This is a genomic window from Nocardia aurantia, from assembly GCF_009604425.1.
Taxonomy (GTDB): Bacteria; Actinomycetota; Actinomycetes; order Mycobacteriales; family Mycobacteriaceae; genus Nocardia; species Nocardia aurantia.
The window spans coordinates 1-23,764 of record NZ_WEGI01000001.1 but is presented as its reverse complement, the minus strand read 5'-3'; the positions used below and the strand labels follow the sequence as shown (position 1 = coordinate 23,764).

Below are 23,764 nucleotides of genomic sequence, written 5' to 3'. Positions count from 1 at the left end.
GCCGAGCCGTGCTCGAAAAGCGTTGGTGTACCGACGAACTCACCCGGCCCGGGACGGCGGCGTGACGATCGTCACAGAGCAGTCTTTAGAACAAGTTCTAGTCTGTCAAGGGCCGATGCCGGACGGCGGGAGCGGAACCACCTGGCGGGACCCCGCCCACCCTCGCTACCGTGGACGACTGTGGACACCGCAGCCGCATCGCCGGACCGAATCCGCACCGGCTGGGTCACTCTCGGGCAGCCGGCCCTCCTCGCCGGCGGTCTCGCCGCCGCCGTCGCGATTCTGCACTTCCGCGATCCGCACGTCTCCGGCTCCTACGGCTATTGCCCGTTCTACGCGCTGACGGGTTACTGGTGCCCGGGGTGCGGCGGGTTACGGGCCGTGCACAACCTGAGCGAGGGTCACCTGCTCACCGCGATCCACAGCAACGTGCTGCTGCTCCCGCTGACGGTGGCGTTCGTGGCGTGGTGGGTGCATTTCGTGGTGAACCGGTGGAACGGACGGCGCCGGCCGTTCCCGTTCCGGGCCGGTCCGATCACGCTGTGGGTGTCGGTGGCACTGCTGGCGGCGTTCACCGTGGTGCGCAATACCCCGTGGGGCAGCTGGCTGGCGCCGGTGTGATTCGGCAGACGGCGTGGTGAGCGTGACTTCCGCGCCGTACTGGGCATGCTGACGACATGATCGATTCCCTGAAGAACAGGGTGCGCGAGAAGTTGATGCGACAGCTCCGGGAGGACGGGCCCTACGATCCGGACCTGGACGATCCCCGGCTGGTCTCCGTCGCGACCGACCTCGACGCACTCGACTCCGTCCCCGACGACGATCCGCTGGTGGAGCAGCTCGCCGAGCGCTACCTGGTGTTCTGACCGGTCAGAACGAGCAGGGCGCGGCGCCGCCGGCATCCTGGCCGGTCAACCGCGGACGGGTCTCCGGCTGCGGATTCCAGTGCCCGTCCACGCAGGCGTAGTCCCAGGCCGGTCCCCGCCGTACCAGCACATCGACCGCGTCGACCAGCCGATCCACATCGGCCGTCGTCGTCCCCAGGCCGATACTGGCCCGGATCGCGCCGTCGACCCCCAACCGGGCCAGCAGCGGATGCGCGCAGAACCGGCCGTCGCGCACCCCGATCCCGTGTTCGGCGGATAGATACGCCGCCACCCGGCCCGGCTCGAGCCCATCGACGGTGAAGGTCACGATGCCCACACTGTCGGCGCTGTCCGACCAGATGCGCAGGAAACGCACCCCCGCGATACCGCCGAGCCCGTCGCGCAGCCGGATCGCCAGCCGCCGCTCGTGCTCGGTGGCCCGCTCGTCCAGTTCGGTGAGCGCATCGCAGGCCGCGGCCAGCGCCGCCACGCCGAGCACGTTCGGCGATCCGGCCTCGTGCCGCTGCGGCGCGGGCGCCCAGTCGACACCGTCCGTGCGGACCTCCCGCACCGCCCCGCCGCCGGCCAGATACGGCTGCCCGGCGTCCAGCCAATCCCGGCGCCCCACCAGCACGCCCGCGCCGAACGGCGCGTACAGCTTGTGCCCGGAGAACGCGAGATAGTCGATTCCGCTGTGCCGCAGATCGATTCGCCGATGCGGCGCCAATTGCGCGGCGTCCACCAGGATCCGGGCCCCGCACTCGTGCGCGACGGCGGCCAGCCGCTCCAGCGGCAGCACCTCACCGGTGACATTCGAGGCACCCGTAACCGCAAGCAGCGCAGCGGGTTTGGTACACAGCTCGGCGACCACCCGGCGAATCGTCTCGGCCACGGTGTCGGCGGCCGGGACCACCCGGCGCCCGCGCCGCAGCCACGGCAGGAAGTTCGCGTGATGCTCGATATCCAGCACCACGGTGTCGCCGGGCACGCAGGACGCGAGCAGGTTCAGCGCGTCGGTGGTGTTGCGCGTGAACACCACGACCTGATCGTCGTCGCAGTTCAGGAAGCGGGACACCGAGTTCCGCGCGGCCTCGTAGCAGTCGGTGGAGATCCGCGAGGCGTACCCGGCCCCGCGGTGCACGCTGGCGTAGTACGGCAGCAGTTCGGTCACCCGGTCGGTGACCTGCGCCAGTGCCGGGGCGCTGGCGGCGTAGTCGAAATTCGCGTACCGCGCGGTGCCACCGGACACCAGCGGAACCTCGAGGTCGGCGCCGGAAACCCGGGCGGCACAGGTCGGGTCGAGAACAGCGGTCATCACGCAATCCCTTCGGGTGGGGGACTCCGGGGAACGACGAGAGAGAAATCGGAGCCCGCGCTTGCCGTGCCCGGTCGAGCAACGGCCCGGTCGTCACCCGGAGCACCCCGCCGCGGAGGAGGGTTGCCGGCCAGCAAGCCGGGGCTTGACGCTGGCACTCATGACCTGACCTGAAGATAGGCATCCGCCCGATACCTTGTCAAGATCCGGACATGTCGCCGCGCATGTCCGCGGGGACGCGCCGTAATCGCCTTGCCATCCCGGGCCGACCTGCGCTTTCATCGACGGATGACCGTCTCCCTGCTGCTCGGCTTCACCGGATTGTGTGTACTGCTGGCCATCACCCCCGGCCCGGACACCTTTCTGGTCCTGCGATTCTCGATCGCCGGGCGTCGGCACGGGATCGCCGCGGCCCTCGGTTCCGCGGTCGGTGGCATCGTCTGGGCAACCGTGGTCGCGGCCGGCGTGGCGGCGTTGCTGGAGCAATCCGCCACCGTGTACCGGGCGGTGAAGGTGATCGGCGGAATCTACTTGGTGTACTTGGGGATTCGGACGCTGATCGAGCACCGCCGGGCCCGCACCGCGGCCGACGAGCCCGAGACCGGCCGGGCCACGACGGCGACGGTGCCGTCCGCCTTCACGGCGGGACTGCTGTCGTGCCTGCTGAATCCGAAGGTGGGGTTGTTCTATCTGGCGGTGCTCCCGCAGTTCCTCACGGCGGTCACCTTCCTGAACGCGCTGGCCCTCGGAGCGATCGAATCGACGGTCGCCGCCGTCGAAATGGTGCTGCTGGCGACGCTGGCCGCCCGTGCGATCGAACTGCTGCGGCGGCCGCGCACCCGGGCCCGCCTGGAGCAGATCAGCGCGGGCGTGCTGACGGCGCTGGGCATCGGGACCGCGGCGTCGGCGGCCTGATCAGTCCAGTGCGGTGGCGCGGTGGTAGGCGCCGTTGTAGTACAGCAAGGGCGCGGCCAGCGGCGCGCTACCGGTGTCGTCGTGCACCCGGGTGACCAGACCCACGACCAACGTGTGGTCGCCGACGGCGAAACGCTCCCGCACGGTGGCCCGCACCCACAGCGGAGTGCCGTGCAGCACCGGTTCACCGGTCTCCAGAGTCGTCCACAGGTCCGGTTCGCTGAACCGCTGCCCGGCCTCCCGGGAGAACCGGCGCGCCAGCTCCTGCTGATGTTCGCCGAGGAAGTGCACGACCAGCGAATCCGCGCCGAGCATCGCCGCGATACTCGAGGAGGTGTGCGCGATATTGAAGGAGATCAGCGGCGGCTCCAGCGACAACGAGGCGAACGAGGTGGCGGTAAACCCCACCGGCCCGTCCGCACCGGCGAGCGTCACAATGGTCACGCCGGCCGGGTAGTGCCGCATGGCCGACCGGTACTGGTCGGCCGGGATGCCGTCCGAGCCCACGGACGCTCGTAGGTCCGCGTCGGGAGATCTACTCACCGTTCCAAACTACGTCGGGCCGGCGCAGCCCTCGCCGCGAGTCCCGATGACCGACGTCACATCGCCTAGTCGACGTCGATCGACAGCCCCGCGGTGATGCGCACCAGCTCGGGGAACGAGGTGCGAAAAACAGTGTTCGGATGGCCCCCGGCCGCCCACAACTCCCGATACCCGGACAGCGCATTGTCCACGTAGGTGGGCAGATTCGTGGGATGCCCCACCGGCGCGATCCCCCCGATCGGCTGGCCCGTCACCTCGCGCGCGGTCGCGGCCGGAGCGGGTTCCAGCGTCCCCTCCAGCCGATGCCCGGTCCGCTCCAGATCCACCCGATGGGATCCGGAAACCAGCAGCAACACCGGTTCGTCGTCGAGCAGGTAGACCATCGACTCGGTGATCGCGCCCACGTCCACTCCGAGCGCCCGCGCCGCCTGTTCGGCGGAATGCGTGGGCTCGGTTTGCGTGATGATCACCCCGTGGTGCCCACGCGCGATAAGCGTGTCCGACACCCGGGATGCGACCGGAGGCAACGACCTGCGCATGGCACCAGAGTAGAGGTGCAAGCTGTGCGTCGCTGGCCGGGCACCCGAATCCGACACCACCGCAACGGCATTCCCGCGGCAACTCGCCACCCTAGCCACCGGCGACCACATCCGGCAGCGGACCACCGACATCGGGCCGCACACCCGGCCGCGCCCCCAGCGCGATCGTCGTGAGCAAGGTGGTCAGCTGTTCACGGAAATGCAGCGCCGTGTGCGCCCACCGTGGTTGCTCCTCGTACAGCCGGCGCAGCGTCTCGGTCGGTTGCGACAGCTGATACAGATATGCCCCGATGGTCATCGCGCCCGTCAGCAGCAGCTGCGCCGCCACCTTGTCGAGGTCCGCCGACGCGGTGACCACGGCCACGACCATCCGGTCGTAGGCTCCGCCCGCCGCGAGCTTGTACTGCCGCGCCCGCTCGATCCGCACCGCGCCCTCCAGGCTGAGCGCGACATGCGTGAGCAGATCGCAGAACAGCGGCAACCGCACCATAGTTTCGGCGACAAGGGCCGCGACCCGCTCGGGCTCCAGGTCTCGTGCCGCCCCCAGTTCCGCCAGCAGCCCGTCCCGCCAGTCCGCCCACCCGCCCTGAGCGAGTTCGAGCAGCAGTTCCTCCCGGGACTCGAAATACCGCCGCAGAGCGGACGGGTGCAGTCCGACCCGCGCGGTCACGGCGGTCAGCGTGACCTCCCGCACCCCCTGCTCCGCCGCCAACTCCCGCGCCGCGTCCAGCAGAGCGACTTTCCGCAGTTCCTTGTCCTGCACGGATCGGGCGCGTTGTCTCGTCGAACCCACCCCCACACGATAACGCAATGCCATTGACTTAACCGCCGGATCGGCCTAGCGTCACTAACGCAAGCAGATTGCGTTAACCGTCAGAGAGGACTCACCACCGTGAGCTCGGTATTCTTCGTCACCGGTTCCTCGCGCGGCCTCGGCCGGCAGATCGTCGAGCAGGCCCTGGACGCCGGCCACCGCGTGGTCGCCACCGCCCGAAACCCCCGCGCCCTCGACGATCTGGTCGAGAAGTACGGCGACCACATCCACGTCGAGGCCCTGGACGTCACCGACCCGGCCGCCGCCGAAGCGGCGGTCGCCAACGGCGTCGCCGCTTTCGGCCGCCTGGACGTCGTAGTCAACAACGCCGGTCAGGGCGACCGCGTAGCCCTGGAGGACACCACCCTGGACGTCTTCCGCCGGCAGATCGAGACGAATTTCCTCGGCACCGTCTATGTCACCAAGGCCGTGGTGCCCGTCCTGCGCGCACAGGGTGGCGGCCGCATCATCCAGATCTCGTCGGTGGGCGGCCGCGTCGGCGGCCCCGGCATGACGGCCTACCAGTCCGCGAAATGGGCGGTCGGCGGCTTCAGCGAAGCCCTCGCCGCCGAAGTCGGCGCGCTGGGCATCAAGGTCACCGTCGTGGAGCCCGGCGGCATGCGCACCGACTGGGGCGGTTCATCGATGACCATTCCCCCGATCAGCGAGCCGTACAGAGCCACCCTCGGCGCCTCGGTGGCCGCCATGGCCGACTTCGAGCACACCGCGACCAGCGACCCCCGCAAGGTGGCCGGCCTGGTCCTGACCGTCGCCGCCCTGGACAACCCCCCACTGCGCATCCTCGCCGGCAGCGACGCCTACGAGATCGGCCGCGACGCCTGGCAGCACCGAGTCGACATCGACGCCGAATGGGCCGACCTGAGCCGCTCCACCGACCACGACGACGCCACCACGGGCGGCTGGCACGCCCAGCGCGGAGTGAGCTTCCCCGACGTCCGATCGTGAACAACCACAACCGATCTCGATCGGCGCACCCGCCGGCTCAGGTGCGGAAGAACGTCAGATAAAGGCCCTTGTTCGCCGCACTGCTCGAATCGTTTCCGGACACCGCCGAGTGCAACTGCCACCCTTGCTCGACCATTTCGTTGATGACGCGAGTGGCATTCGGGATCTCGATCGGTTCGCCGGCGCGGCGGCACCAGACCGGGTCGTCGACCCACAGAACCTTGTACATGACAGCAGGTTATCGAGAACCCACCCCAACTCCGACCGAGACGAGGCAACCGGGCAACCGGGCAACCGGGCAAAGTTACGACAGCCGCCGACCGACGAGCGCAACCCGACGTCACCGGCGGCTGTCGTCGCAACCTGTGAAGGGGGGAATTGTGGAGCCGCCTGGGGGAATCGAACCCCCGACCTTTTCATTACGAGTGAAGCGCTCTACCGACTGAGCTAAGGCGGCGTGCCTTCCGGCCGTCGAAGTCTATCGTCTCGTGGCCGGATCGCGAAAACGGGTGGTCCGGGTGGGCCGGGGTGTGGGCCGGTCAAGCGGCGCGGGCGGCGATCATGGTGGCGACCATGGCCGCGACCGCGAAGCGAGGTTTCACGTTCTGGTCGAGGGCCTGGCGGCAGGCTAGGACGGCCTCGATGGAGCGCAGCAGGCCCTCGGGGCGGACCTCGGCGGCCAGGGCACGGATCTGGTCCGGGAGGTCCGGGTGGGTGAGGGTGACGCCGGTGCCGCTGGGACCGGCGGCGCGCAGGCGGACGGCGAGGGCGTCGCGGTAGAGGCCGGCGACATCGATGAGGGCGCGGTCGAGGGCGTCGCGGCCGGTTCGGGTGGCGCGGGATTTCTGGCGGCGTTCCAGATCCTTGAGGGCGCCGGCGGAACCTCGGGTGGCGGCCGCGGTGCCCTTGCCGGTGCCGCCGGCGCCCAGGGCGGTGGCCAGTTCCTCGCGTTCGCGTTCGTCGCGGGTGGCGCTGACCTGCTTGGCCTCCTCCTCCGCGGATTTGACCAGTTCGTCGGCGGCGGCGTACGCGGCGCCGGGGCGGGCGGTGGCGCCGACCAGGGCGAGGGCGCGGGTGCGGCGGGTGCGGGCCTCCGCGTCGGTGGCGAGTCTGCGGGCGCGGCCGACGTGGCCGCCGCTGACCGAGGCAGCCCAGGCGGCGGTCTCGTCGTCGAGCCCGTCGCGTTCGCGCAGGACCTGCGCGATTGCCGGGGCGGACGGGGTGACCAAGGGAATGTGCCGGCAACGGGAGCGCAGCGTCACCGAGATGTCCTCGGGGTCGACCGAGGGGGCGCAGAGCAGGAACACCGTGCGTTCCGGCGGCTCCTCGACGACCTTCAGCAGTACGTTGCCGGCCGCTTCGGTCAGGCGGTCGGCATCCTCGACCAGCACGACCTGCCAGCGGCCGGTACTCGGCCGCCGCGCGGCGACCTGCACGATCTCGCGCATCTCCTTCGTACCGATGGACAACCCCTCGGGCACGACCCGGCGCACATCGCCGTGGGTGCCCGCCATGGTGGTGGTGCAGGAGTGACAGCGCCCGCACCCGGGTGTGCCCGGATCGGTGCATTGGAGCGCGGCGCCGAAACACAGCGCGGCGACGGACCGGCCGGACCCGGGCGGGCCGGTGAACAACCAGGAATGGGTCATGGCCGACGACGACTCACCGCTGCGCGCGGCGACCGCGGCAGCGGTCAGTTCGGACTCGACCGCGTCCTGGCCGACCAGCCGATCGAAGACTCCCGCCACGATGTACACCCTAACGTCCGGCACCGACAGCGAACTTTCGCCGTCGCGCCGTGGCCACTGTCACGCGCCGCCGCCGCGGTGCGGCCAATTCCGGAATACTCGCAAACTTCGCAAACGGTCGCGGCGTCACGTGAACGACGTTGCGGCCGTATCGGTTCGGGCGGCGCGCTGATCCAGCGTCGAAAAGTCGCCGATCGCATACCTTTTCGAGCAGATGGCATCAATTGTCGCCGTTACGAAGCGCGTTGATACGTGGTGTTGGCCCCGTCGAGCGCTTCCCGGATGATGTCCGCGTGCCCGGAGTGGTGGGAGATCTCCCGGAGGATGTGCAGCACCGCGAAACGTACTGTCCACCATTGCCTTTCGGGCGACCACGGCGCGGTCGGCAACGGGATCGAGGTGTCCAGGCTGTCGAGGTCGCGGATCAGCTTCTCGGTCTCCAGCGCCACCTCGTCCCAGGTGGCAAGCAGGTCCACGACGGTCTGGTCGGGACCGAGCCGGTACTCCGAATCCATTCGGGAGACATCGAATGTCGCCGTCTCGTCGCGCTCCACGATGATCGTGTACCAGTGCCGCTCGACGTTGACGACATGATTGAGCAGACCGCCGAGGGTCAGCTCGCTCACGGTGGTGCGCTGGCGCGCCTGATCGTCCTCGATCCCGCGTAGCGTGATGCGGAACAGATCGCGCTGGCTCGCCAGCATGCCGATCAGATCTTCGCGTTCGGTGTCGACGGCCATCGCGGGTCCTTCCGCTCGAGCGGGCTTCGATGGCTGGTCACGGTACGGCAGGACACCGACAGAAATCGGCCCGGGACCGATTTCCGCCGATGAGAAGGCGTTTCGCCGAACTACTTCTTCGCCGTGGTGGCCTTCGCGGCGGCCTTCTTCGCGGGGGCCTTCCGCGCCGTCTTCGTCGCGGCGGTCGTCGCCTTCGCCGCCGTCTTCGTCGCGGCGGTGGTCTTCTTCGCCGCCGTCTTGGCCGCCGTCTTCTTCGCGGCCGTCTTGGTGGCCGCCTTCTTGGCGGCCTTCTTCGCCGGCCGCTTCACCGGCGCCTTGGCACGACGTTCGGCCAGCAGCTCCGAGGCCCGCTCATCGGTGATGGATTCGACCTCGTCGCCCTTGCGCAGGCTCGCGTTGGTCTCGCCGTCGGTGACGTACGGACCGAAGCGGCCGTCCTTGATCACCATCGGCTTGCCGGTGGCGGAGTCGGCGCCCAGTTCCCGCAGCGCGGCCGCGCTCGCCGCCTGCCGGCCGCGCCGTTTGGGCTCGGAGTAGATCTGCAGCGCCTCGTCCAACGTGACGGTGAAGATCTGATCCTCGCCGGTCAGCGAACGGGAGTCGGTGCCCTTCTTCAGATACGGGCCGTAACGGCCGTTCTGCGCGGTGATCTCCTCGCCCGACGCCGGATCGGCGCCGACGACCCGGGGTAGCGACAGCAGCTTGAGCGCGTCGTCGAGGCCGATGGTGGCCAGGTCCATCGACTTGAACAGCGAGCCGGTCCGCGGCTTCGGCTTCGCGTCGGCCTTCTTCTTGGCGTTGGTCTTCGTATCGAGGTCTGCGGCCGGTTCCGGCAGGATCTCCGTGACGTAGGGCCCGAATCTGCCCTCCTTCGCGACGATCTCGTGCCCGGTGGCCGGGTCGACGCCGAGCGAACGTCCCTCCTGCGGGGTCGAGAACAGCTTCTCCGCGACCTCGGGGGTCAGCTCGTCCGGGGGCAGATCGTCGGGCAGGTTGGCGCGCTGCGACACCGGCGTGCCGTCCGGATCGTCCGGGTCGACGACCATTCGCTCCAGGTACGGCCCGTAACGGCCGACCCGCACGACCACATCGCGGTCCTGATCGTCCACGAACAGCTTGATGGAGTTGACCTCGCGCGCATCGATGTCGTCGAGTTGCTGGCCCACCATCTTCTTCAGGCCGCCCGACCGGGCCACCGAACCTTCGACGCCGTTGTCGCCGCCGAAGTAGAAGCTGGACAACCAGTTTCCGCGTCGCTCCCGGCCACCGGCGATGGCGTCCAGGTCGTCCTCCATGGCCGCGGTGAAGTCGAAGTCGACCAACCGGCCGAAATACTCCTCGAGCAGTCCGACCACGGCGAACGCGACCCACGACGGGACCAGCGCGCTGCCGCGCTTGTACACGTAACCGCGGTCGAGAATCGTCTTGATGATCGACGCGTAGGTCGACGGCCGGCCGATACCCAGCTCTTCCAGCGCCTTGATCAGCGACGCCTCGTTGTAGCGCGACGGCGGGTTGGTCGTGTGCCCGTCCGGGGTGAGTTCGGCGGCCGAGACGCCCTGCCCCTCGGCGAGCGCGGGCAGCCGCGACTCCGCGTCGTCGGACTGGCCGCCGGAATCCTCGTCGACGCTCTCGACGTACGCCTTCAGGAAACCCGCGAAGGTGATGGTGCGACCGGAGGCGGAGAACACGCATTCCTCGCCGGTACCGGCGTGGCCGGTGATCCGCACGGTGAGAGTGGTACCGCGGGCATCGGCCATCTGCGAGGCGACCGTGCGCTGCCAGATCAGTTCGTACAGCCGGAATTCGTCCTGGTCCAGCCGCGCGTGCAGCTGGCCCGGAGTGGCGAAGGTGTCGCCCGCGGGCCGGATGGCCTCGTGCGCCTCCTGCGCGTTCTTGACCTTGCGGTTGTACTGCCGCGGCGTCGGGTGCACATGGTCGGCGCCGTACAACTGGGTGGCCTGCGCGCGGGCGGCGGCGATCGCCGACTCGGACAGCGTGGTCGAGTCGGTACGCATGTAGGTGATGTAGCCGTTCTCGTACAACCGCTGCGCGACCCGCATGGTCCGCTCGGAGGTGAACCGCAGCTTGCGCGCGGCCTCCTGTTGCAGCGTGGACGTCATGAACGGCGCGTAGGGCTTGCGGGTGTACGGCTTGGACTCCACCGAGGAGACCCGGAAGTCCGCACCCGTCAACGCTTCCGCGAGCCGCCGGGCATGCGCCTCGTCGAGCACGGTCACGCCACCGGACTTCAGCTTCCCGTCGGAACCGAAGTCACGGCCGCTCGCCACCCTGGATCCGTCGACGGTGACCAGCCTGGCGCCGAAGGTGCGCGGATTCGCGGCGTCGGCCGAACCGCCCCCGGTGTCGAATTTGCCTGCGATGTCCCAGTATTCGGCCGAACGGAACGCCATCCGCTCACGCTCGCGCTGCACGATGATGCGGGTCGCCACCGACTGCACCCGGCCCGCCGACAACCGCGGCATGACCTTCTTCCACAACACCGGGCTGACCTCGTAGCCGTACAGCCGGTCCAGGATGCGCCGGGTCTCCTGCGCGTCGACCAGATCGTTGTCCAGCTCACGGGTATCCGCGGCGGCGGCCCGGATGGCCGGCTCGGTGATCTCGTGGAACACCATGCGCCGCACCGGGACCTTGGGCTTCAGGGTCTCCAGCAGGTGCCAGGCGATGGCCTCGCCCTCACGGTCGGGGTCGGTGGCCAGATAGAGCTCGTCGGCGTCCTCGAGCAGTCGCTTGAGCTCGGTGACCTTGCTCTTCTTCTCCGGGCTGACGACATAGATCGGCTCGAAGTCGTTGTCGACGTCGACGCCGAGCCGCGCCCAGGACTGCCCCTTGTATTTGGCGGGCACGTCGGCCGCGCCGCGCGGCAGATCGCGGATGTGCCCGACCGAGGCCTCCACGACGTATCCGCGCCCGAGATACGGAGCGATCTTCTTGGCCTTGGTAGGTGACTCCACGATCACGAGACGACGCACGTGACGACCCTGGTCGGGCCCTGCTGAGGCGTTTCGGTCTCGTGTTGCCACCGGCGAACACACCTTTCCTGTCGACCCGCGCGACGCAGGAGCGCAGCGCGCGGCTGGGGCAAGCGGCGGAAGAGGCTATCCCCGCCAGAGACGTTTATACCGTGTTTCAGCATCGCGCCCCCGATGCAGCGGGTGCGCAGATCGCCGCGCCGGTAGTCGGCGCGAGGCGATGCCCCTTTCGCGGTCGAGTGTACTGGGCCCGGAAACGGCTCGTCCCCCACCGCGGTGGGCGGTGAGGGACGTAGCCTTCGGACCTGTTGGGTTACCGCTCAGCTGAGCGCGCGAACTCCGGTGGCCTGCGGGCCCTTGGTGCCCTGGCCGACCTCGAACTCGACCTTCTGGTTCTCCTCGAGGGTGCGGAAGCCCGTCCCCTGGATCTCGGAGTAGTGAACGAAGACGTCAGCGGAGCCGTCCTCGGGCGCGATGAAGCCGAAACCCTTCTCCGCATTGAACCACTTCACAGTTCCCTGTGCCATTCTGTTCCTTCTCTTTCCATACCGGAACGGCAGACTAGTTAGGTTCGTCCACCGGGCCCGTTCCGACCGCTGTACTCTGTTCCCCCTGCAGGAAGCATCAAGCACACCGTTCGCAACATCGATCCTGCTGATGGTGTTGGACTTTGGATCCGTTCCCTCGAACACAGAAGCTTGCGACCAGGAACCAGTGAACCATGTCTCCGAGCAATTCAACAGTCGAGTTACCGACAATTTGCAAAAAAGATGATCTTGCGAATGCGCAGGTGAGGGCTCGAATGCTCAAATCCGTACTTGAGGTAGGTTTGCTTCGCGATAACCGGGTTGACGTCAGGCAATGGGGGTGTGATACAGATCGCTACTCTGTAGTGAAATGGCAGGTAGGGCACACACCACACACATGGTTCACAGTTCTTCAGCGTGTCGCGATCACGGTCGAATGAACCCGACGCGCACGACACCCGACACCACGCCGGATACGGCCGCCGGATACGGCCGCGTGTTGCTGGACCGTGTCCTGGCCGCCGTGCCGGACGGGGCCGCGCGGCTCACCCATCTCGCCGAGCTGCCGGCGCGATCCGCGCAGGTCACGGACTGGCCCACCTGGGCGGCCCCGGAGGTCATCGAGGCATTCCGGGCCAACGGCGTGGTCACGCCCTGGTCACACCAGGCCCGGACCGCCGAGTACGCCGTGACCGGCCGGCACGTGGTGGTCAGTTCCGGTACGGCCTCCGGCAAATCACTGGGATATCAGCTGCCGATACTGACCGACCTGCACCGGGACCCCCAGGCCACGGCGTTGTATCTGGCTCCGACCAAAGCGCTGGGCGCCGATCAATTGCGCGCGGTGTCGGCACTCACCCACGACAACGCGCTGCGTGCTGTCCATCCCGCCTCCTACGACGGCGACACACCGGGCGAGGTACGGCAATGGGTCCGTGCGAATGCCCGCTGGATCTTCACCAATCCCGACATGTTGCACCTGGGTATTCTGCGATCGCATCAGCGCTGGGCGCGGGTACTGCGCCGGCTGCGCTATGTCGTGGTCGACGAATGCCACGCCTATCGCGGTGTATTCGGTTCGAATGTCGCATTGATACTGCGCCGGCTGCGGCGGCTGGCCGCGCACTACGGCGCCGACCCGGTCTTCGTCCTCTGTTCGGCCACCACGGCCGAACCCGCGGCCGCGGCGAGTGAATTGATCGGCGCCCGCTGCGTCGCCGTCACCGAGGACGGCTCCCCGGCCGGGGCCCGTACCGTCGCGCTGTGGGAACCGCCGCTGCTGCCCGCGATCAGCGGCGAGAACGGCGCCCCGGTGCGGCGTCCGGCCGCCTCGGAAGCGGCCCGGATCATGACCGACCTGGTGGCCGAGGGCGCCCGCACGCTGACCTTCGTCCGATCCCGCCGGGCCGCCGAGACGGTCGCGATCGACACCCGCCGGCTGCTCGCCGAGATCGACCCGGACCTCGCCGGCCGGGTGGCCGCCTACCGGGCCGGCTATCTCGCCGACGACCGGCGCGAACTGGAGTCGGCCCTCAACGACGGCACCCTGCTCGGCGCCGCCACCACCACCGCGCTGGAGCTGGGCGTCGACATCGCCGGACTGGACGCGGTGGTGATCGCCGGCTTCCCCGGAACCGTGGCCTCGTTCTGGCAGCAGGCAGGCCGCGCGGGCCGGCGTACCCAGGGCTCGCTGGTGGTCCTGGTGGCTCGCGACGACCCGCTGGACACCTACCTGGTCCACCATCCCCAGGCCCTGCTGGGGCGGCCCGTGGAGGCCACGATCACCGACCCGCGCAATCCGTATGTGCTCGCTCCGCACCTGGTCTGCGCGGCGCTGGAACATCCGCTGACCGATCTCGAGGTCGCCGAACTCGGCGCCACCGAGGTGGCCGCGGAACTGGCCGCCGACGGCCTGATCCGGCGCCGGACCAACGGCCGCGGACCGGCCCGGTGGTACGCCACCACCACCGAGCAGCCGCACGACGCCGTCGACGTGCGCGGCGGCATCGGCACCCAGGTCGCCATCGTCGACGAGGAGACCGGACGGCTGCTCGGTACCGCCGACGCGGGCCGCGCCCTCGGCACCCTGCATCCCGGCGCGGTCCACCTGCACCAGGGCGAGACCTACGTGGTCGACGACCTGGACCTGGAGGCCGGCGTCGCCTTCGTGCACGCCGACCAGCCCGGCTGGACCACCAGCCCGCGGACCGTGACATCGATCGGGATCGCCGACGTGACCACCGAGCACCGATTCGGCGAGGTCACCGCCGCGCTGGCGCAGGTGGACGTGTCCCGGCAGGTGGTCGCCTACCTGCGCACCCTGCCCACCGGGGAGGTGCTGGACCTGGTGGAACTCGAACTGCCCGAGCAGACCCTGCCCACCCGGGCCGTGCTGTACACGGTCACCCCGCGTCTGCTGGCCCGGGCGGGCATAGACGCCCGCCGCCTGCCGGGTGCCCTGCACGCGGCCGAACACGCCGCGATCGGCATGTTGCCGCTGGTAGCGAGCTGCGACCGCTGGGACATCGGCGGCGTGTCGACCGCCGAACATCCCGACACCGGACTGCCCACCGTCTTCGTCTACGACGGCCACGCCGGTGGGGCCGGATTCGCGGAGCGGGGCTTCGGCGAGCTGCGTACCTGGTTGACCGCGACACTCGAGGCCGTCGAATCCTGTGCCTGCCCCAGTGGCTGCCCGTCGTGCGTGCAGTCGCCGAAGTGCGGCAACGGCAACCATCCGCTGGACAAGGAGGGTGCCGCGGCTCTGCTGACGGCCGTCCTCGCCGAACTCCGCGCCGGCGCGACTCCGACCGGGGAATCGGACGACCAGTCGGATAACGGCGGCGTGCCGCAACCGTGACGGCACAGTCGTCCTCCGTTTCCTCGTGTCGTGATCTGCGTCGCGCGCGTCGCACCGACCGACTTCGGGCGCGTCTTCGATCCGAACGGACACATTCGCGGCCGAATAAAAAGGAAATCCATCATGTTAACTACTTCGTTGCTCGAGTGAATTAACTGCGAGCTGCGCGAACTCGGGAATGGCGCAACGCGGCGGCCCGCAATTGAGCGGAGCGCGAATATTTCGTACTCCATTTCGGCAATTTCCAAAGGCGCCCCGGAGGGGTCTACGGCATGGCCCAGTTAAAGCCGCCATCACCAACCGTTCGGTATTCATTCGGTTCCGTAAGGAACTACCGGTCCCGCCCGCGCACTCGCAAGAACTCGCCGAGATCCCAATGCCGCGAGCGAGATCTCCGCCCCCACGGTGACGATCACATCCCAATCCACCACCGTGCACTCGTCGAGGCGAAATCCCGCGCGCCCGGCGACCATGCCGGCCCGCGCGCAGCCCGCGGTGATCCCGTCCTCCAGCGCACCGGCTCCCGCCAGCGCACTCAGATCCGCCGCCGACTGCACTCGATGCCGCACGACGGCCACCACCCCGACCTGTCCGATCAGCCCGGTGACCGCCAGCAGCGCCAGCACCGCAAGACAAGCGGCGACGGTCGCCACCCCGTCCTCCCGACCGATCGACCGGTGGAGCACGCCGCCACAAGCCCTCGTGACACGCGTACCGGCCCCTAGCCCGATCGGGCCGGGCGGATCAGTGGATTCACGACGTGGGGCCGACCCCGCCGGCCCATCCGCCGACTCCCGGCAGTATCGATCCGGCCGCTCGGCACGGACTCGGCGCACTCGATGCGACCGCGGGCTCACGATGCGGCTCCGGGCTCACGAACCGCGAAGGCGGTCGCGCGCAACGTCAGTCGCGGCAACAGCGGGGTATGCGCGGTGACGGTCGCGCTCACCCCGTCGCCGTCGACGTGCACGGTGATCTCGGCTCCGCTCGGCGCCACCCTCCGCGCCGCCACAACCGCCTCATCGTCCGCACCCCGCGCGACCAGTCGAGCCGCCTCCCGCGCCGCGTCGACACACCGCACCTGGCTGGAGGCCGCCAGCAGCCCGCCGAGACACATCGTCAGCACGCTGACCAACGCCGCCAGCGCGAACGCCGCCTCCACGGTGACGGCGCCACGATCTTCGCCACCCCACCACCGTCGAACCACCGGCCACACTCTCCGGTGATCCGAAGCCATGAGCTCAGGCGCGACGGCACCCGACGCCATGGGCCCGGCGGCCACCGGCGGCGCCCCGCGCCAACTCCACATCGGTCCCGAAATACCTGACGCGGCCGGACCGGGACCTCGCCACGCTCCGGCGGCTGCGACGACGGGCGCTTCTGCCGCACCCGGAGGTTCCGTCACATCGGATCGGACGGCCGGTCCCGCGACGGATGCGGTGAGATCGTGCATCCTGTTTCGCACGAACGGATCAGCGATGGCGTCCGCGCAAAGGCGAGGACTCAGGGGGTGGCGTTCAGAGCCCGGTCGATGATCTTGGTCAATGCGCTCACGATGTTGTCGCCGGTGACGACCGTGTAGAGCACCGCGCCGAAGGCTGCGGCCGCGATGGTGCCGATCGCGTACTCGACCGTACTCATGCCCGCATCGTCTCCCCAAACCAGTGTCAGGCGAAACCGCAACGTGCGCAACGCTCCTCGAACCGTCGATCGCATGGATCTCCCTTTCCTCTCCGATCGGCACGGTCCGTCCGTGCCACATCCCGCCGCCGGTCACGGCAGCCCACCACCCAGCACCCGATCGGCCAGACCGATGACCACCGGCACGATTCCGAGACAGACGAAGGCCGGTAGAAAGCACAGTCCGAGTGGCCCGGCGATCAGCGTGCCCGCGCGAGCGGCGCGGGCGGTGGCCTCGTCGCTCACGGCCGCGCGGCACTGCTGCGCCACCTCGGCGACCGCATCGGCCAGGGCCGCGCCCGACCGAGCCGACCGCCGGATCAACCGGGCCAGCGTGCGCAGGTCGTCGGAGCGGGCATCGGCCGCCGCGCGTTCCCAGGCGGCCACCGGATCGGCGCCCAGTGCCAGCAGATCGGCCGCCCGGCGCAGCGGTGGCTCCAACGGGCCCCCGGCCGCGACGGCGACCGCGCGTGCAGCCGCCGAGATCGGCATCCCCGACCGCAGACACGCTGCCAGCAGATCGAATACAGCAGCCGCGGCCAACGGGTCGTCCTCGGCCTTCGATGACGAAAAACTCTGTGTCAGTGGCGCTTTCGCAATGAGTTCGCGCAATCGGCCGGAGGCGGCACCGCGATGCGGGAACACCAGAACAGTCGCGGCCAGCAAGACCACGGAGAACGCTCCGGTCATCGCGACACCCGCCCGGTGATCGCATCGGTCCACCACACACCCGCGCAGGCCAGTGCGATACCGAGCGGCAACAACACCGTTCCCGGACCTGAGCCGAGCAGCAGACCGACCGGATGGGCGCCCATCAGCTCACCGAGCGCGACGCCCAGCAGAGGCAGCCCCGAGAGTACGAGCGCCGTGGCGTGGGCACCGGCCAGCCCGGCGATGGCGCTCTCCCGGAACCGCATCCGCCCGGACAGGTCCGCCCGCGCCGCGGCGAGCAGCTCGACGAGCGCGAGACCGTGCTGCTCGGCCAACCGCCACGCCATCGCGATCCGGAACAGCTCCGCCTGGAGAACCGTTCCGGGAGAACACAGGCCGTCTGCCACCGAACCGCCGAGGCGACCACGCGCGGCCCCCACCGTCAGCGCCCGTCCCGCTGTTCCGGTCAGATCTGCGGCCGCGGTGGCGACGGCCACACTCGGATGAGCGCCCACCCGTAGTTCACCGATCACCGCCTCCAGCCCCTCGGCCAACGCACGGCACTCCCGGTCGTGCTCCCGCACACCGCGGGCACGCCGGATCCGGTAACCGACCGTCGCCGCAACCAGGCACACGGCGATGAGCACACCGATACCCACGAGCGCCGCGGTCACGGCCACGACCACGATGACGGCCCGGAACAGCGACCGGGACGGCACATTCCACTCCGATCGCCGCTGCCGGAGCAACCCCGACAGTCGGCGGCGGGACCTGCCCCCGGGCCATGCCAGCAACGCGAAGGCACAGCAGACGAACGCCCATGGCCGTGGTCCGCAACCGCTGAGCCCGGCCGTCCAGAACGGCAGGACGACCGGCGCGCCGGCATCCGACCATGCCGGTCCGCGATATCCGGTGAGGCCTCGCCACTTCGAGTGCCGACGTGTGGTGCCGGGCGAAACGGTCTGGGATACGGCCGGCGACAGACCGCTCGACGCGGTCATGCCGTGGTACCCAGTCGTTCGTCGAGCAGGTGGTGCAGCGCCGCGGCGGCCGGCGTGGGGACCGCGTCGCAGCGCCAAGCGGCTTCGATGGTGACGGTGCCGTCGGGGGCGCGGGCGACGAGGCCTATCTCGCGGAGCGCACGGGTGCCGTCGGCTCGCCGGTGCATGTGCAGGATCACCTGAACCGCGGCGGCAAGCTGGCTGTGCAGGGCGTCGCGGCCCATACCGCCCAGCGCCGCAAGCGCTTCCAGCCGCGCGGGAACCTCTCGTGGCGAGTTGGCGTGCACGGTTCCGGCGCCGCCGTCGTGCCCGGTGTTCAGGGCGGTCAGCAGATCGACGACCTCCGCCCCGCGGACCTCGCCGATCACGATGCGGTCGGGACGCATGCGGAGCGCCTGCCGAACCAGATCACGGACCGTAACAGCCCCTGCGCCTTCGATATTCGCGGTGCGCGATACCAGCCGGACCACATGCGGATGTGGCGGAGCGAGTTCGGCGGCGTCCTCGACACACACGATGCGTTCGGCGGGATCCACCTCGGCCAGCAGGCCGGACAGCAATGTGGTCTTGCCCGCGCCTGTTCCGCCGATCACGAGGAAGGCCAGCCGGGCACGAATTATGCGCTCCAGCAACGCTTTCGCAGGCGCCGGTATGGATCCGCCCGCCGTGAGCGAGGCGAGGTCGTGTGCCGCGGGTCGCAGCACCCGCAGGGAGACACAGGTGCCACCGTGGGCGATCGGTGCCAGGATCGCGTGCAGACGCACGCCGAACGAATCCCCCAGTGTGCCTTCGAGTTCCGGCAAGCGCCCGTCCACCCAGGGCTGTGCGTCGTCGAGCCGGCGGCCGGCGGCCAGGGCGAGGCGCTGCGCCAAGCGGCGCACGGCGGCCTCGTCGGGGAATGTGACGGAGGTGCGGCGCAAGCCGTGGCCTCGGTCCACCCATACCGCGTCGGGCGCGGTGACCAGCACATCGGATACCTGCGGATCGTGCAGCAGCGGTTCGAGGATGCCGGCGCCGGTCATCTCGGTCTGCAACAGGCGCAGGGCGCGCAGCAGATCGGTGTCGCCGAGCACGCCGGCGGATTCGGCGCGGATCGCGGCGGCCAGTCTGGCCGGGTCCGGGCCGGCCTGCTCGCCGGCCAGGCGTTCGCGGACCCGTTCCAGCAGTTCCGGAGTCACCAGTGTGGTCATCGGGCACCGAGTTCGGCGAGGACCGCCTCGGCGGCGGTCCGGAGCGGTCCGCGGGCCAAGCCCAGACCGCGGCGCTCCAATCGAGCGTCGAGGCCGGGTTCGGCCCTGACCGCGGCCAGTAGCGGAAGACCCAGTGCGTCGGCGACTTCGGCCGCCCGGAGACCGCCGGGAGCCGGTCCTCGAACTATCAAGGCCTGGTTGGTGTTTCGGCCGCCGATGTGAGCAGCCACGGCTTGGGCGGCCGCGACCGCGCGCAGGCGGGCGGGGACCAGCAGGACTACGAGATCGGCGGCTTCGAGCATCCGGTCGGCATGGGGGCCGCGTTCGCCGGACACATCACACACGACCAGGTCGCCGGCGCCGCGGGCAGCGGACAGTACCGCCTGAACCGCGGCGGGGCCGAGTTCGTCCGGGACCCGGCCGTCGAGAGCCCGGCCGCAGGACAGTACGCCCAGACCGGGTGCGGCCGCGGGGAGAGCTGCGTGCAGCGCGGAGGCGGCGACCCGGCCGTCGCGGACGACGAGATCGGGCCAGCGCAGGCCGTCGACCGCCTCGACACCCAGCAGGAGATCGATACCACCGCCCAGCCGGTCACCGTCGACGACCACGGTTTCGGGGCGGAAACGACAGTCGGCGGCGACGAGGGCGGTCGCCGCGGACAGGATCGAGGCGCCCGCACCACCGGTGGCGCCGGCTATCGCGACCACCGCGCCGTCCTCGCCGGTCGATTCAGCTTCGGCGAATGCCTCGATGAGACGGTCGGCATCGGCGGGTAGCGCGAATACGTGATCGGCGCCCACCGTCGCGGCCGCCTGCCAATCGGGCAGGCCCGGTTCGCCCTCCGTGACCAGGATGGTGTCGGGGCGCCGGGGATATCGGGACAATTCGGCCGTCGCGACAGTGGCGCTGTCGAGCACCACGAGCGCGGCGCCGGTCCAGAGTCGGCGACCCGGCGGCGTGGATTGCTCATCGAGGTGACGGTCTGCGGCAGCGGCGATCCGGCGGACTTCGTCACGCAGCCGATGCTCGGCGATCAGCATCAGCGCGGAGGCTGTGGTCGATTCGGAACCCATGCGGCCCAGAGTCGCGTCTCTGTCCCACTCCCGACAGTGCCGATCGGCCGATTGTGGACAACTCGGGGGGTGTGAGCAGAATCGGAACCCACGGTGACAGACAAGCTCGGTTCCGCTCCGTGCCGCGGTGACCCCCGGCAGCGGCCTGCAGCTCGACAGTCCTCGGCAGGAGACGAAAGACACAGTCGGCGAACGACTTCGGGCTGCCCACCGTCGGGCTCCGGATGCGACGGGAGCGACAATTCCACCGTCGTGCCGCGGAAACACACTGCGAACCAATCGGATTGGGACGCGAGGATCCAGAGCGGACGTCTATCGCATGCCTAGTACCACCGGAAACGACCGGGTCGGAAATAGAGGACGGCCCCAGCCGGGGGGGAGGAGGCTGGGGCCGTCGGGTTCAGCCCCGGGGGGTCGGGCTGAACGCACCCGGACTATGTCCAGGTGTCAGCAATAGTACACCCAGGCACCGGCCGCCACGCAAGTCCGCCGATCGCCACCACCCCGGTTCCGCACATCCCCTCGAACCTGGTCACTCGCACGACTGCCGGGTTCCCTATCCTTGACCGCGTGACGGAGACCACCGGCGCGAGCGCCGAATCAGGGTCCGGCGCGAGCGCCGAATCAAGGTCCGGCGCGAGCGCCGAATCAAGGTCCGGCGCGAGCGCCGAATCGGAGTCCGCGGTGAGCGACGCGTCCGCCGGGGATCGCGCCGAGGCGCGGACCAACGGCTCGGGCGCGAAGAGCGCGATATCCCCGCACATCGCATCGGGCAACGGCTCGGGCTCGGCGACCGGCGCGGTCGCACACGCCGCGACGGGAACCCATCCCGGCGGTGAGTCCGGCCGGGTGGCGGCCTTCTTCGATCTCGACAAGACGGTCATCGCGAAGTCGAGTGCCTTCGCGTTCAGCAAGCCGTTCTTCGCACAGGGCCTGCTGAACCGCGGCACGGTGCTCAAGGGCAGTTACGCGCACTTCCTGTTCCTGCTCTCCGGCGCCGATCACGACCAGATGGAGCGGATGCGGGAGTACCTCACCAAGATGTGCGCCGGCTGGGACGTCCAGCAGGTGAAGTCCATCGTCGCGGAGACCCTGCACGACATTGTCGATCCGCTGATCTACGCGGAGGCGGCCGACCTGATCGCGGACCATAAGATCCGCGGCCACGATGTGGTGATCGTGTCCGCCTCCGGTGAGGAGATCGTGGCGCCGATCGCGGCCGCGCTCGGCGCGACGCATACCGCCGCGACCCGGATGGTGGTCGAGAACGGAAGGTACACAGGCGTTGTCGAGTTCTACTGCTACGGCGAGGGCAAGGTGCGGGCGCTGCGGGAACTCGCCGCGGAACACGGCTACGACCTGACCCGGTGCTACGCGTACTCGGATTCGATCACCGACGTGCCGATGCTGTCGGCGGTCGGCCATCCCACCGCGGTCAACCCGGATCGAGCGCTGCGGCGGGAGGCCACGACGCGGGGCTGGCCGATCCTGACGTTCTCCGACCCGGTTTCGCTGTGGTCGCGGATCCAGACACCCTCCTCGACGACGATCGCCGCCAGCGTGGTGGTCGGGCTCAGCGCGGTGCTGGCAGGCGCCATCAGTTACCGGTTGCTCCGTCGTCGGCCGTGACCTGCATATTTCGATTCCCCCACAGCCCTTGATGTGAGGCGGGTCACAGAGTAACAATGGTGCCACGGAAGGACGGAAGGCCAGGGTCGCGCCGGAAGAGAAGGCCCGATCTCCCGACCACCCTTCCCGGCACGGAAGCCGGGCACCCACGCGGAGCGCGCCGCGACAAGGGCAGCAGCGTTGTGGGCTTGCGAGATCCGGGGCCGCGGTGGCGGGAGCCTCGCACAGGTTGCGGGGATGAACCACCGGGAACCGGAGAGTCGCCGAGGCCGCAGAACACAACCCGACCAGCACGCTTGGTAACCGGGCTGTCCGTGCCAGCGGGCGGTGAGGTCACGAGGACCACACCGCCCGCTTGCGTGTGCGAATCAAGCGGCGCTGTCGGCGATGGAACGCGCTTCCCGCGCGCCGTCCTCGAGCGCTTCGCAGCAGAGCAGGGTCCAGGCACGGACCCCGTCGGCGCCACCGCCGGCGAATCCGGCGGCCGCGTCGAGATAGGCCCGCCGGCGCCGCAACCAGAACACCTCCGGCACCCCGAGAGCGCGTGGATCCAGGCCACTGGACACCGTGACCAGCCGTGCGGCGGCGCGAGCGACCAGACCGTCCGCCGTCCCGAACGGCCGCAGCGCCAGCAGTTCCCCGTGCACCACGGCCGCCACGACCGGGGCCGGGGCGTGGGAGGTGAGGACGGTCTGGGCGAGCAGATCCAGCCGTTGCGCGACCCCGGATTCGGCGCGCGGGCGGCCCAGCGATTCCGGATCCGCGGCCGGATCGGTCGCGGCCAGCAGATGCAACCGGGCCAGCGCCTGCAACGGGGCACGCTGCCAGACGCCGGTGAGATTCCGCAGCGCGTCACCGTCGAGTGCTTGCCCGATCCGTAGCGACCCGGCCAGCACCGGATCGGCGACCTGTCCGTCGGGTGGCAGTTCGGTGGCGGCTCCGTCGATCGCGGCCGACGCGCGCGCGGCCCGCACCGCCGCCTCGGCCGCGGTGACGGCCCAGCCCCGGCGGTTGGCGCGATGCATGTGCACCTCGGCGAGCGCGTCGCGCGCCCGTTCGGCCGCCTCGCGCACACCGGGCAGATCGGCCAAGGGTCGCAGCACGTCGGTCACGCCTCAACGCTACTGTCAGGCCGATCGCGGCGGATTCCGGCCCGGGACGGCGTCGAACCGGCGCCTACCGCACTCGTTCCACGGGCGATTCCGCCCTCGCACACCGTGCCGACGGGACGCGGCCCCGGCCCGGGTTACCGTCCGTTAGGGTCGGAACGTGGCCGCGGTCACCCCGGCCGGAAGCGCATGCGAAAGAAGAGACGACATGACCGAAACCCCTGCCGATCCTCGAGACTCGTATCCGCCCACCGCGGAGTTCGCCGCCGCGGCGAACGCCGACGCCGCCCTCTACGACCGCGCCACCGCCGATCGGGAGGCGTTCTGGGCCGAGCAGGCCGAGCGCCTGCACTGGCACAAGCCGTTCACCCGGGTCCTGGACTGGGACGACGCCCCGGTCGCGCGCTGGTTCGCCGACGGCAAACTCAACGTCGCCTACAACTGCGTCGACCGGCACGTGCTCGACGGGCACGGGGAACAGGTCGCGATCCGCTGGGAGGGTGAGCCGGGCGACTCCCGCGACATCACCTACGCGCAGTTGCTCGTGGAGGTGTCGCAGGCCGCCAACTACTTCACCGGGCTGGGCCTGGTGGCCGGCGACC

General features: G+C 69.8%; 24 protein-coding genes, 1 tRNA gene and 1 riboswitch. Of the genes, 7 read left to right on the top strand and 18 right to left on the bottom strand.

Annotated features, from left to right (window positions below):
* Positions 1 to 180: 180 nt before the first annotated feature.
* Entirely contained in the window at positions 181 to 621 is a 441-nt protein-coding gene (locus NRB56_RS00125) for a DUF2752 domain-containing protein (RefSeq protein ID WP_319942343.1), read from the top strand.
* 56 nt (positions 622 to 677) lie between these two features.
* A complete protein-coding gene (locus NRB56_RS00120; RefSeq protein ID WP_153338477.1) occupies positions 678 to 866 on the top strand; it encodes a hypothetical protein in 189 nt (62 codons plus the stop codon).
* A 4-nt stretch (positions 867 to 870) separates the two neighbouring features.
* On the opposite strand, the gene NRB56_RS00115 is transcribed toward NRB56_RS00120, so the two are convergent.
* A complete protein-coding gene (locus NRB56_RS00115) occupies positions 871 to 2,181 on the bottom strand; it encodes an aminotransferase class V-fold PLP-dependent enzyme (RefSeq protein WP_153338476.1) in 1,311 nt (436 codons plus the stop codon).
* Positions 2,182 to 2,233: 52 nt separating this feature from the next.
* Positions 2,234 to 2,347: riboswitch (SAM riboswitch) on the bottom strand.
* A 122-nt stretch (positions 2,348 to 2,469) separates the two neighbouring features.
* On the opposite strand from NRB56_RS00115, the gene NRB56_RS00110 reads away from it, so the two are divergent.
* Positions 2,470 to 3,096: a LysE family translocator gene (locus NRB56_RS00110; protein WP_153338475.1), complete on the top strand. Its 627-nt coding sequence runs from the start codon at positions 2,470 to 2,472 to the stop codon at positions 3,094 to 3,096.
* On the opposite strand, the gene NRB56_RS00105 is transcribed toward NRB56_RS00110, so the two are convergent.
* The 3 genes from NRB56_RS00105 to NRB56_RS00095 form a co-directional block, all read right to left on the bottom strand.
* Positions 3,097 to 3,561 (bottom strand): flavin reductase family protein, encoded by a 465-nt coding sequence (locus NRB56_RS00105; protein WP_153338926.1) that lies wholly within the window; start codon positions 3,559 to 3,561, stop codon positions 3,097 to 3,099.
* Between the two features lie 143 nt (positions 3,562 to 3,704).
* On the bottom strand, positions 3,705 to 4,178 hold the full coding sequence (locus NRB56_RS00100; RefSeq protein WP_153338474.1) for a YbaK/EbsC family protein: 474 nt from the start codon (positions 4,176 to 4,178) through the stop codon (positions 3,705 to 3,707).
* Between the two features lie 91 nt (positions 4,179 to 4,269).
* Positions 4,270 to 4,971: a TetR family transcriptional regulator gene (locus NRB56_RS00095; RefSeq protein WP_319942342.1), complete on the bottom strand. Its 702-nt coding sequence runs from the start codon at positions 4,969 to 4,971 to the stop codon at positions 4,270 to 4,272.
* A 99-nt stretch (positions 4,972 to 5,070) separates the two neighbouring features.
* Here NRB56_RS00095 and NRB56_RS00090 point away from each other — a divergent pair, with 99 nt between their 5' ends.
* Positions 5,071 to 5,958, top strand: coding sequence for an SDR family NAD(P)-dependent oxidoreductase (locus NRB56_RS00090; RefSeq protein WP_319942341.1), 888 nt, complete (start codon positions 5,071 to 5,073; stop codon positions 5,956 to 5,958).
* Between the two features lie 37 nt (positions 5,959 to 5,995).
* Here the strand turns inward: NRB56_RS00090 and NRB56_RS00085 are convergent, their stop codons facing one another.
* The 6 genes from NRB56_RS00085 to NRB56_RS00060 form a co-directional block, all read right to left on the bottom strand.
* A complete protein-coding gene (locus NRB56_RS00085) occupies positions 5,996 to 6,187 on the bottom strand; it encodes a hypothetical protein (protein WP_153338472.1) in 192 nt (63 codons plus the stop codon).
* A gap of 152 nt (positions 6,188 to 6,339) precedes the next feature.
* Positions 6,340 to 6,415 (bottom strand) — tRNA-Thr (locus NRB56_RS00080).
* A gap of 82 nt (positions 6,416 to 6,497) precedes the next feature.
* On the bottom strand, positions 6,498 to 7,706 hold the full coding sequence (locus NRB56_RS00075; RefSeq protein WP_319942340.1) for a DNA polymerase III subunit delta': 1,209 nt from the start codon (positions 7,704 to 7,706) through the stop codon (positions 6,498 to 6,500).
* A 233-nt stretch (positions 7,707 to 7,939) separates the two neighbouring features.
* Positions 7,940 to 8,446, bottom strand: a complete 507-nt coding sequence (locus NRB56_RS00070; RefSeq protein WP_153338470.1) for a DinB family protein — start codon at positions 8,444 to 8,446, stop codon at positions 7,940 to 7,942.
* Positions 8,447 to 8,556: 110 nt separating this feature from the next.
* The gene (gene topA / locus NRB56_RS00065) at positions 8,557 to 11,430 is read right to left on the bottom strand and encodes a type I DNA topoisomerase (protein ID WP_319942487.1); all 2,874 of its coding nucleotides are present in this window, start codon (positions 11,428 to 11,430) and stop codon (positions 8,557 to 8,559) included.
* Positions 11,431 to 11,762: 332 nt separating this feature from the next.
* Positions 11,763 to 11,969: a cold-shock protein gene (locus NRB56_RS00060; RefSeq protein WP_019044597.1), complete on the bottom strand. Its 207-nt coding sequence runs from the start codon at positions 11,967 to 11,969 to the stop codon at positions 11,763 to 11,765.
* A gap of 436 nt (positions 11,970 to 12,405) precedes the next feature.
* On the opposite strand from NRB56_RS00060, the gene NRB56_RS00055 reads away from it, so the two are divergent.
* Positions 12,406 to 14,829, top strand: a complete 2,424-nt coding sequence (locus NRB56_RS00055) for a DEAD/DEAH box helicase (protein ID WP_153338469.1) — start codon at positions 12,406 to 12,408, stop codon at positions 14,827 to 14,829.
* Positions 14,830 to 15,140: 311 nt separating this feature from the next.
* Here NRB56_RS00055 and NRB56_RS00050 read toward each other — a convergent pair whose 3' ends face one another.
* The 7 genes from NRB56_RS00050 to ssd form a co-directional block, all read right to left on the bottom strand.
* On the bottom strand, positions 15,141 to 15,482 hold the full coding sequence (locus NRB56_RS00050; RefSeq protein WP_319942339.1) for an Rv3654c family TadE-like protein: 342 nt from the start codon (positions 15,480 to 15,482) through the stop codon (positions 15,141 to 15,143).
* A 200-nt stretch (positions 15,483 to 15,682) separates the two neighbouring features.
* On the bottom strand, positions 15,683 to 16,036 hold the full coding sequence (locus NRB56_RS00045) for a TadE family type IV pilus minor pilin (RefSeq protein WP_319942338.1): 354 nt from the start codon (positions 16,034 to 16,036) through the stop codon (positions 15,683 to 15,685).
* 296 nt (positions 16,037 to 16,332) lie between these two features.
* Positions 16,333 to 16,545, bottom strand: coding sequence for a DUF4244 domain-containing protein (locus NRB56_RS00040; protein ID WP_153338467.1), 213 nt, complete (start codon positions 16,543 to 16,545; stop codon positions 16,333 to 16,335).
* Positions 16,546 to 16,602: 57 nt separating this feature from the next.
* The gene (locus tag NRB56_RS00035) at positions 16,603 to 17,199 is read right to left on the bottom strand and encodes a type II secretion system F family protein (protein WP_153338466.1); all 597 of its coding nucleotides are present in this window, start codon (positions 17,197 to 17,199) and stop codon (positions 16,603 to 16,605) included.
* Positions 17,196 to 17,879: a type II secretion system F family protein gene (locus tag NRB56_RS00030; RefSeq protein ID WP_319942337.1), complete on the bottom strand. Its 684-nt coding sequence runs from the start codon at positions 17,877 to 17,879 to the stop codon at positions 17,196 to 17,198. Before NRB56_RS00030 ends, NRB56_RS00035 begins: the two co-directional genes overlap by 4 nt.
* Positions 17,880 to 18,157: 278 nt before the next feature.
* Positions 18,158 to 19,351 (bottom strand): TadA family conjugal transfer-associated ATPase, encoded by a 1,194-nt coding sequence (locus NRB56_RS00025; RefSeq protein WP_153338465.1) that lies wholly within the window; start codon positions 19,349 to 19,351, stop codon positions 18,158 to 18,160.
* Positions 19,348 to 20,424, bottom strand: a complete 1,077-nt coding sequence (gene ssd, locus NRB56_RS00020; RefSeq protein WP_227837027.1) for a septum site-determining protein Ssd — start codon at positions 20,422 to 20,424, stop codon at positions 19,348 to 19,350. The genes NRB56_RS00025 and ssd overlap by 4 nt, the downstream gene beginning before the upstream one ends.
* 849 nt (positions 20,425 to 21,273) lie before the next feature.
* Between ssd and NRB56_RS00015 the strand changes: the two genes are divergently transcribed.
* Positions 21,274 to 22,053, top strand: a complete 780-nt coding sequence (locus NRB56_RS00015) for an HAD-IB family hydrolase (protein ID WP_319942486.1) — start codon at positions 21,274 to 21,276, stop codon at positions 22,051 to 22,053.
* Positions 22,054 to 22,421: 368 nt separating this feature from the next.
* On the opposite strand, the gene NRB56_RS00010 is transcribed toward NRB56_RS00015, so the two are convergent.
* Positions 22,422 to 23,165 carry an oxidoreductase gene (locus NRB56_RS00010; protein ID WP_319942336.1) on the bottom strand — a complete coding sequence of 248 codons (744 nt, stop codon included), beginning with the start codon at positions 23,163 to 23,165 and terminating at the stop codon, positions 22,422 to 22,424.
* Positions 23,166 to 23,370: 205 nt separating this feature from the next.
* Between NRB56_RS00010 and NRB56_RS00005 the strand changes: the two genes are divergently transcribed.
* The coding region (locus NRB56_RS00005; RefSeq protein WP_319942335.1) for an acetyl-coenzyme A synthetase N-terminal domain-containing protein at positions 23,371 to 23,764 on the top strand (394 nt) is incomplete at its 3' end.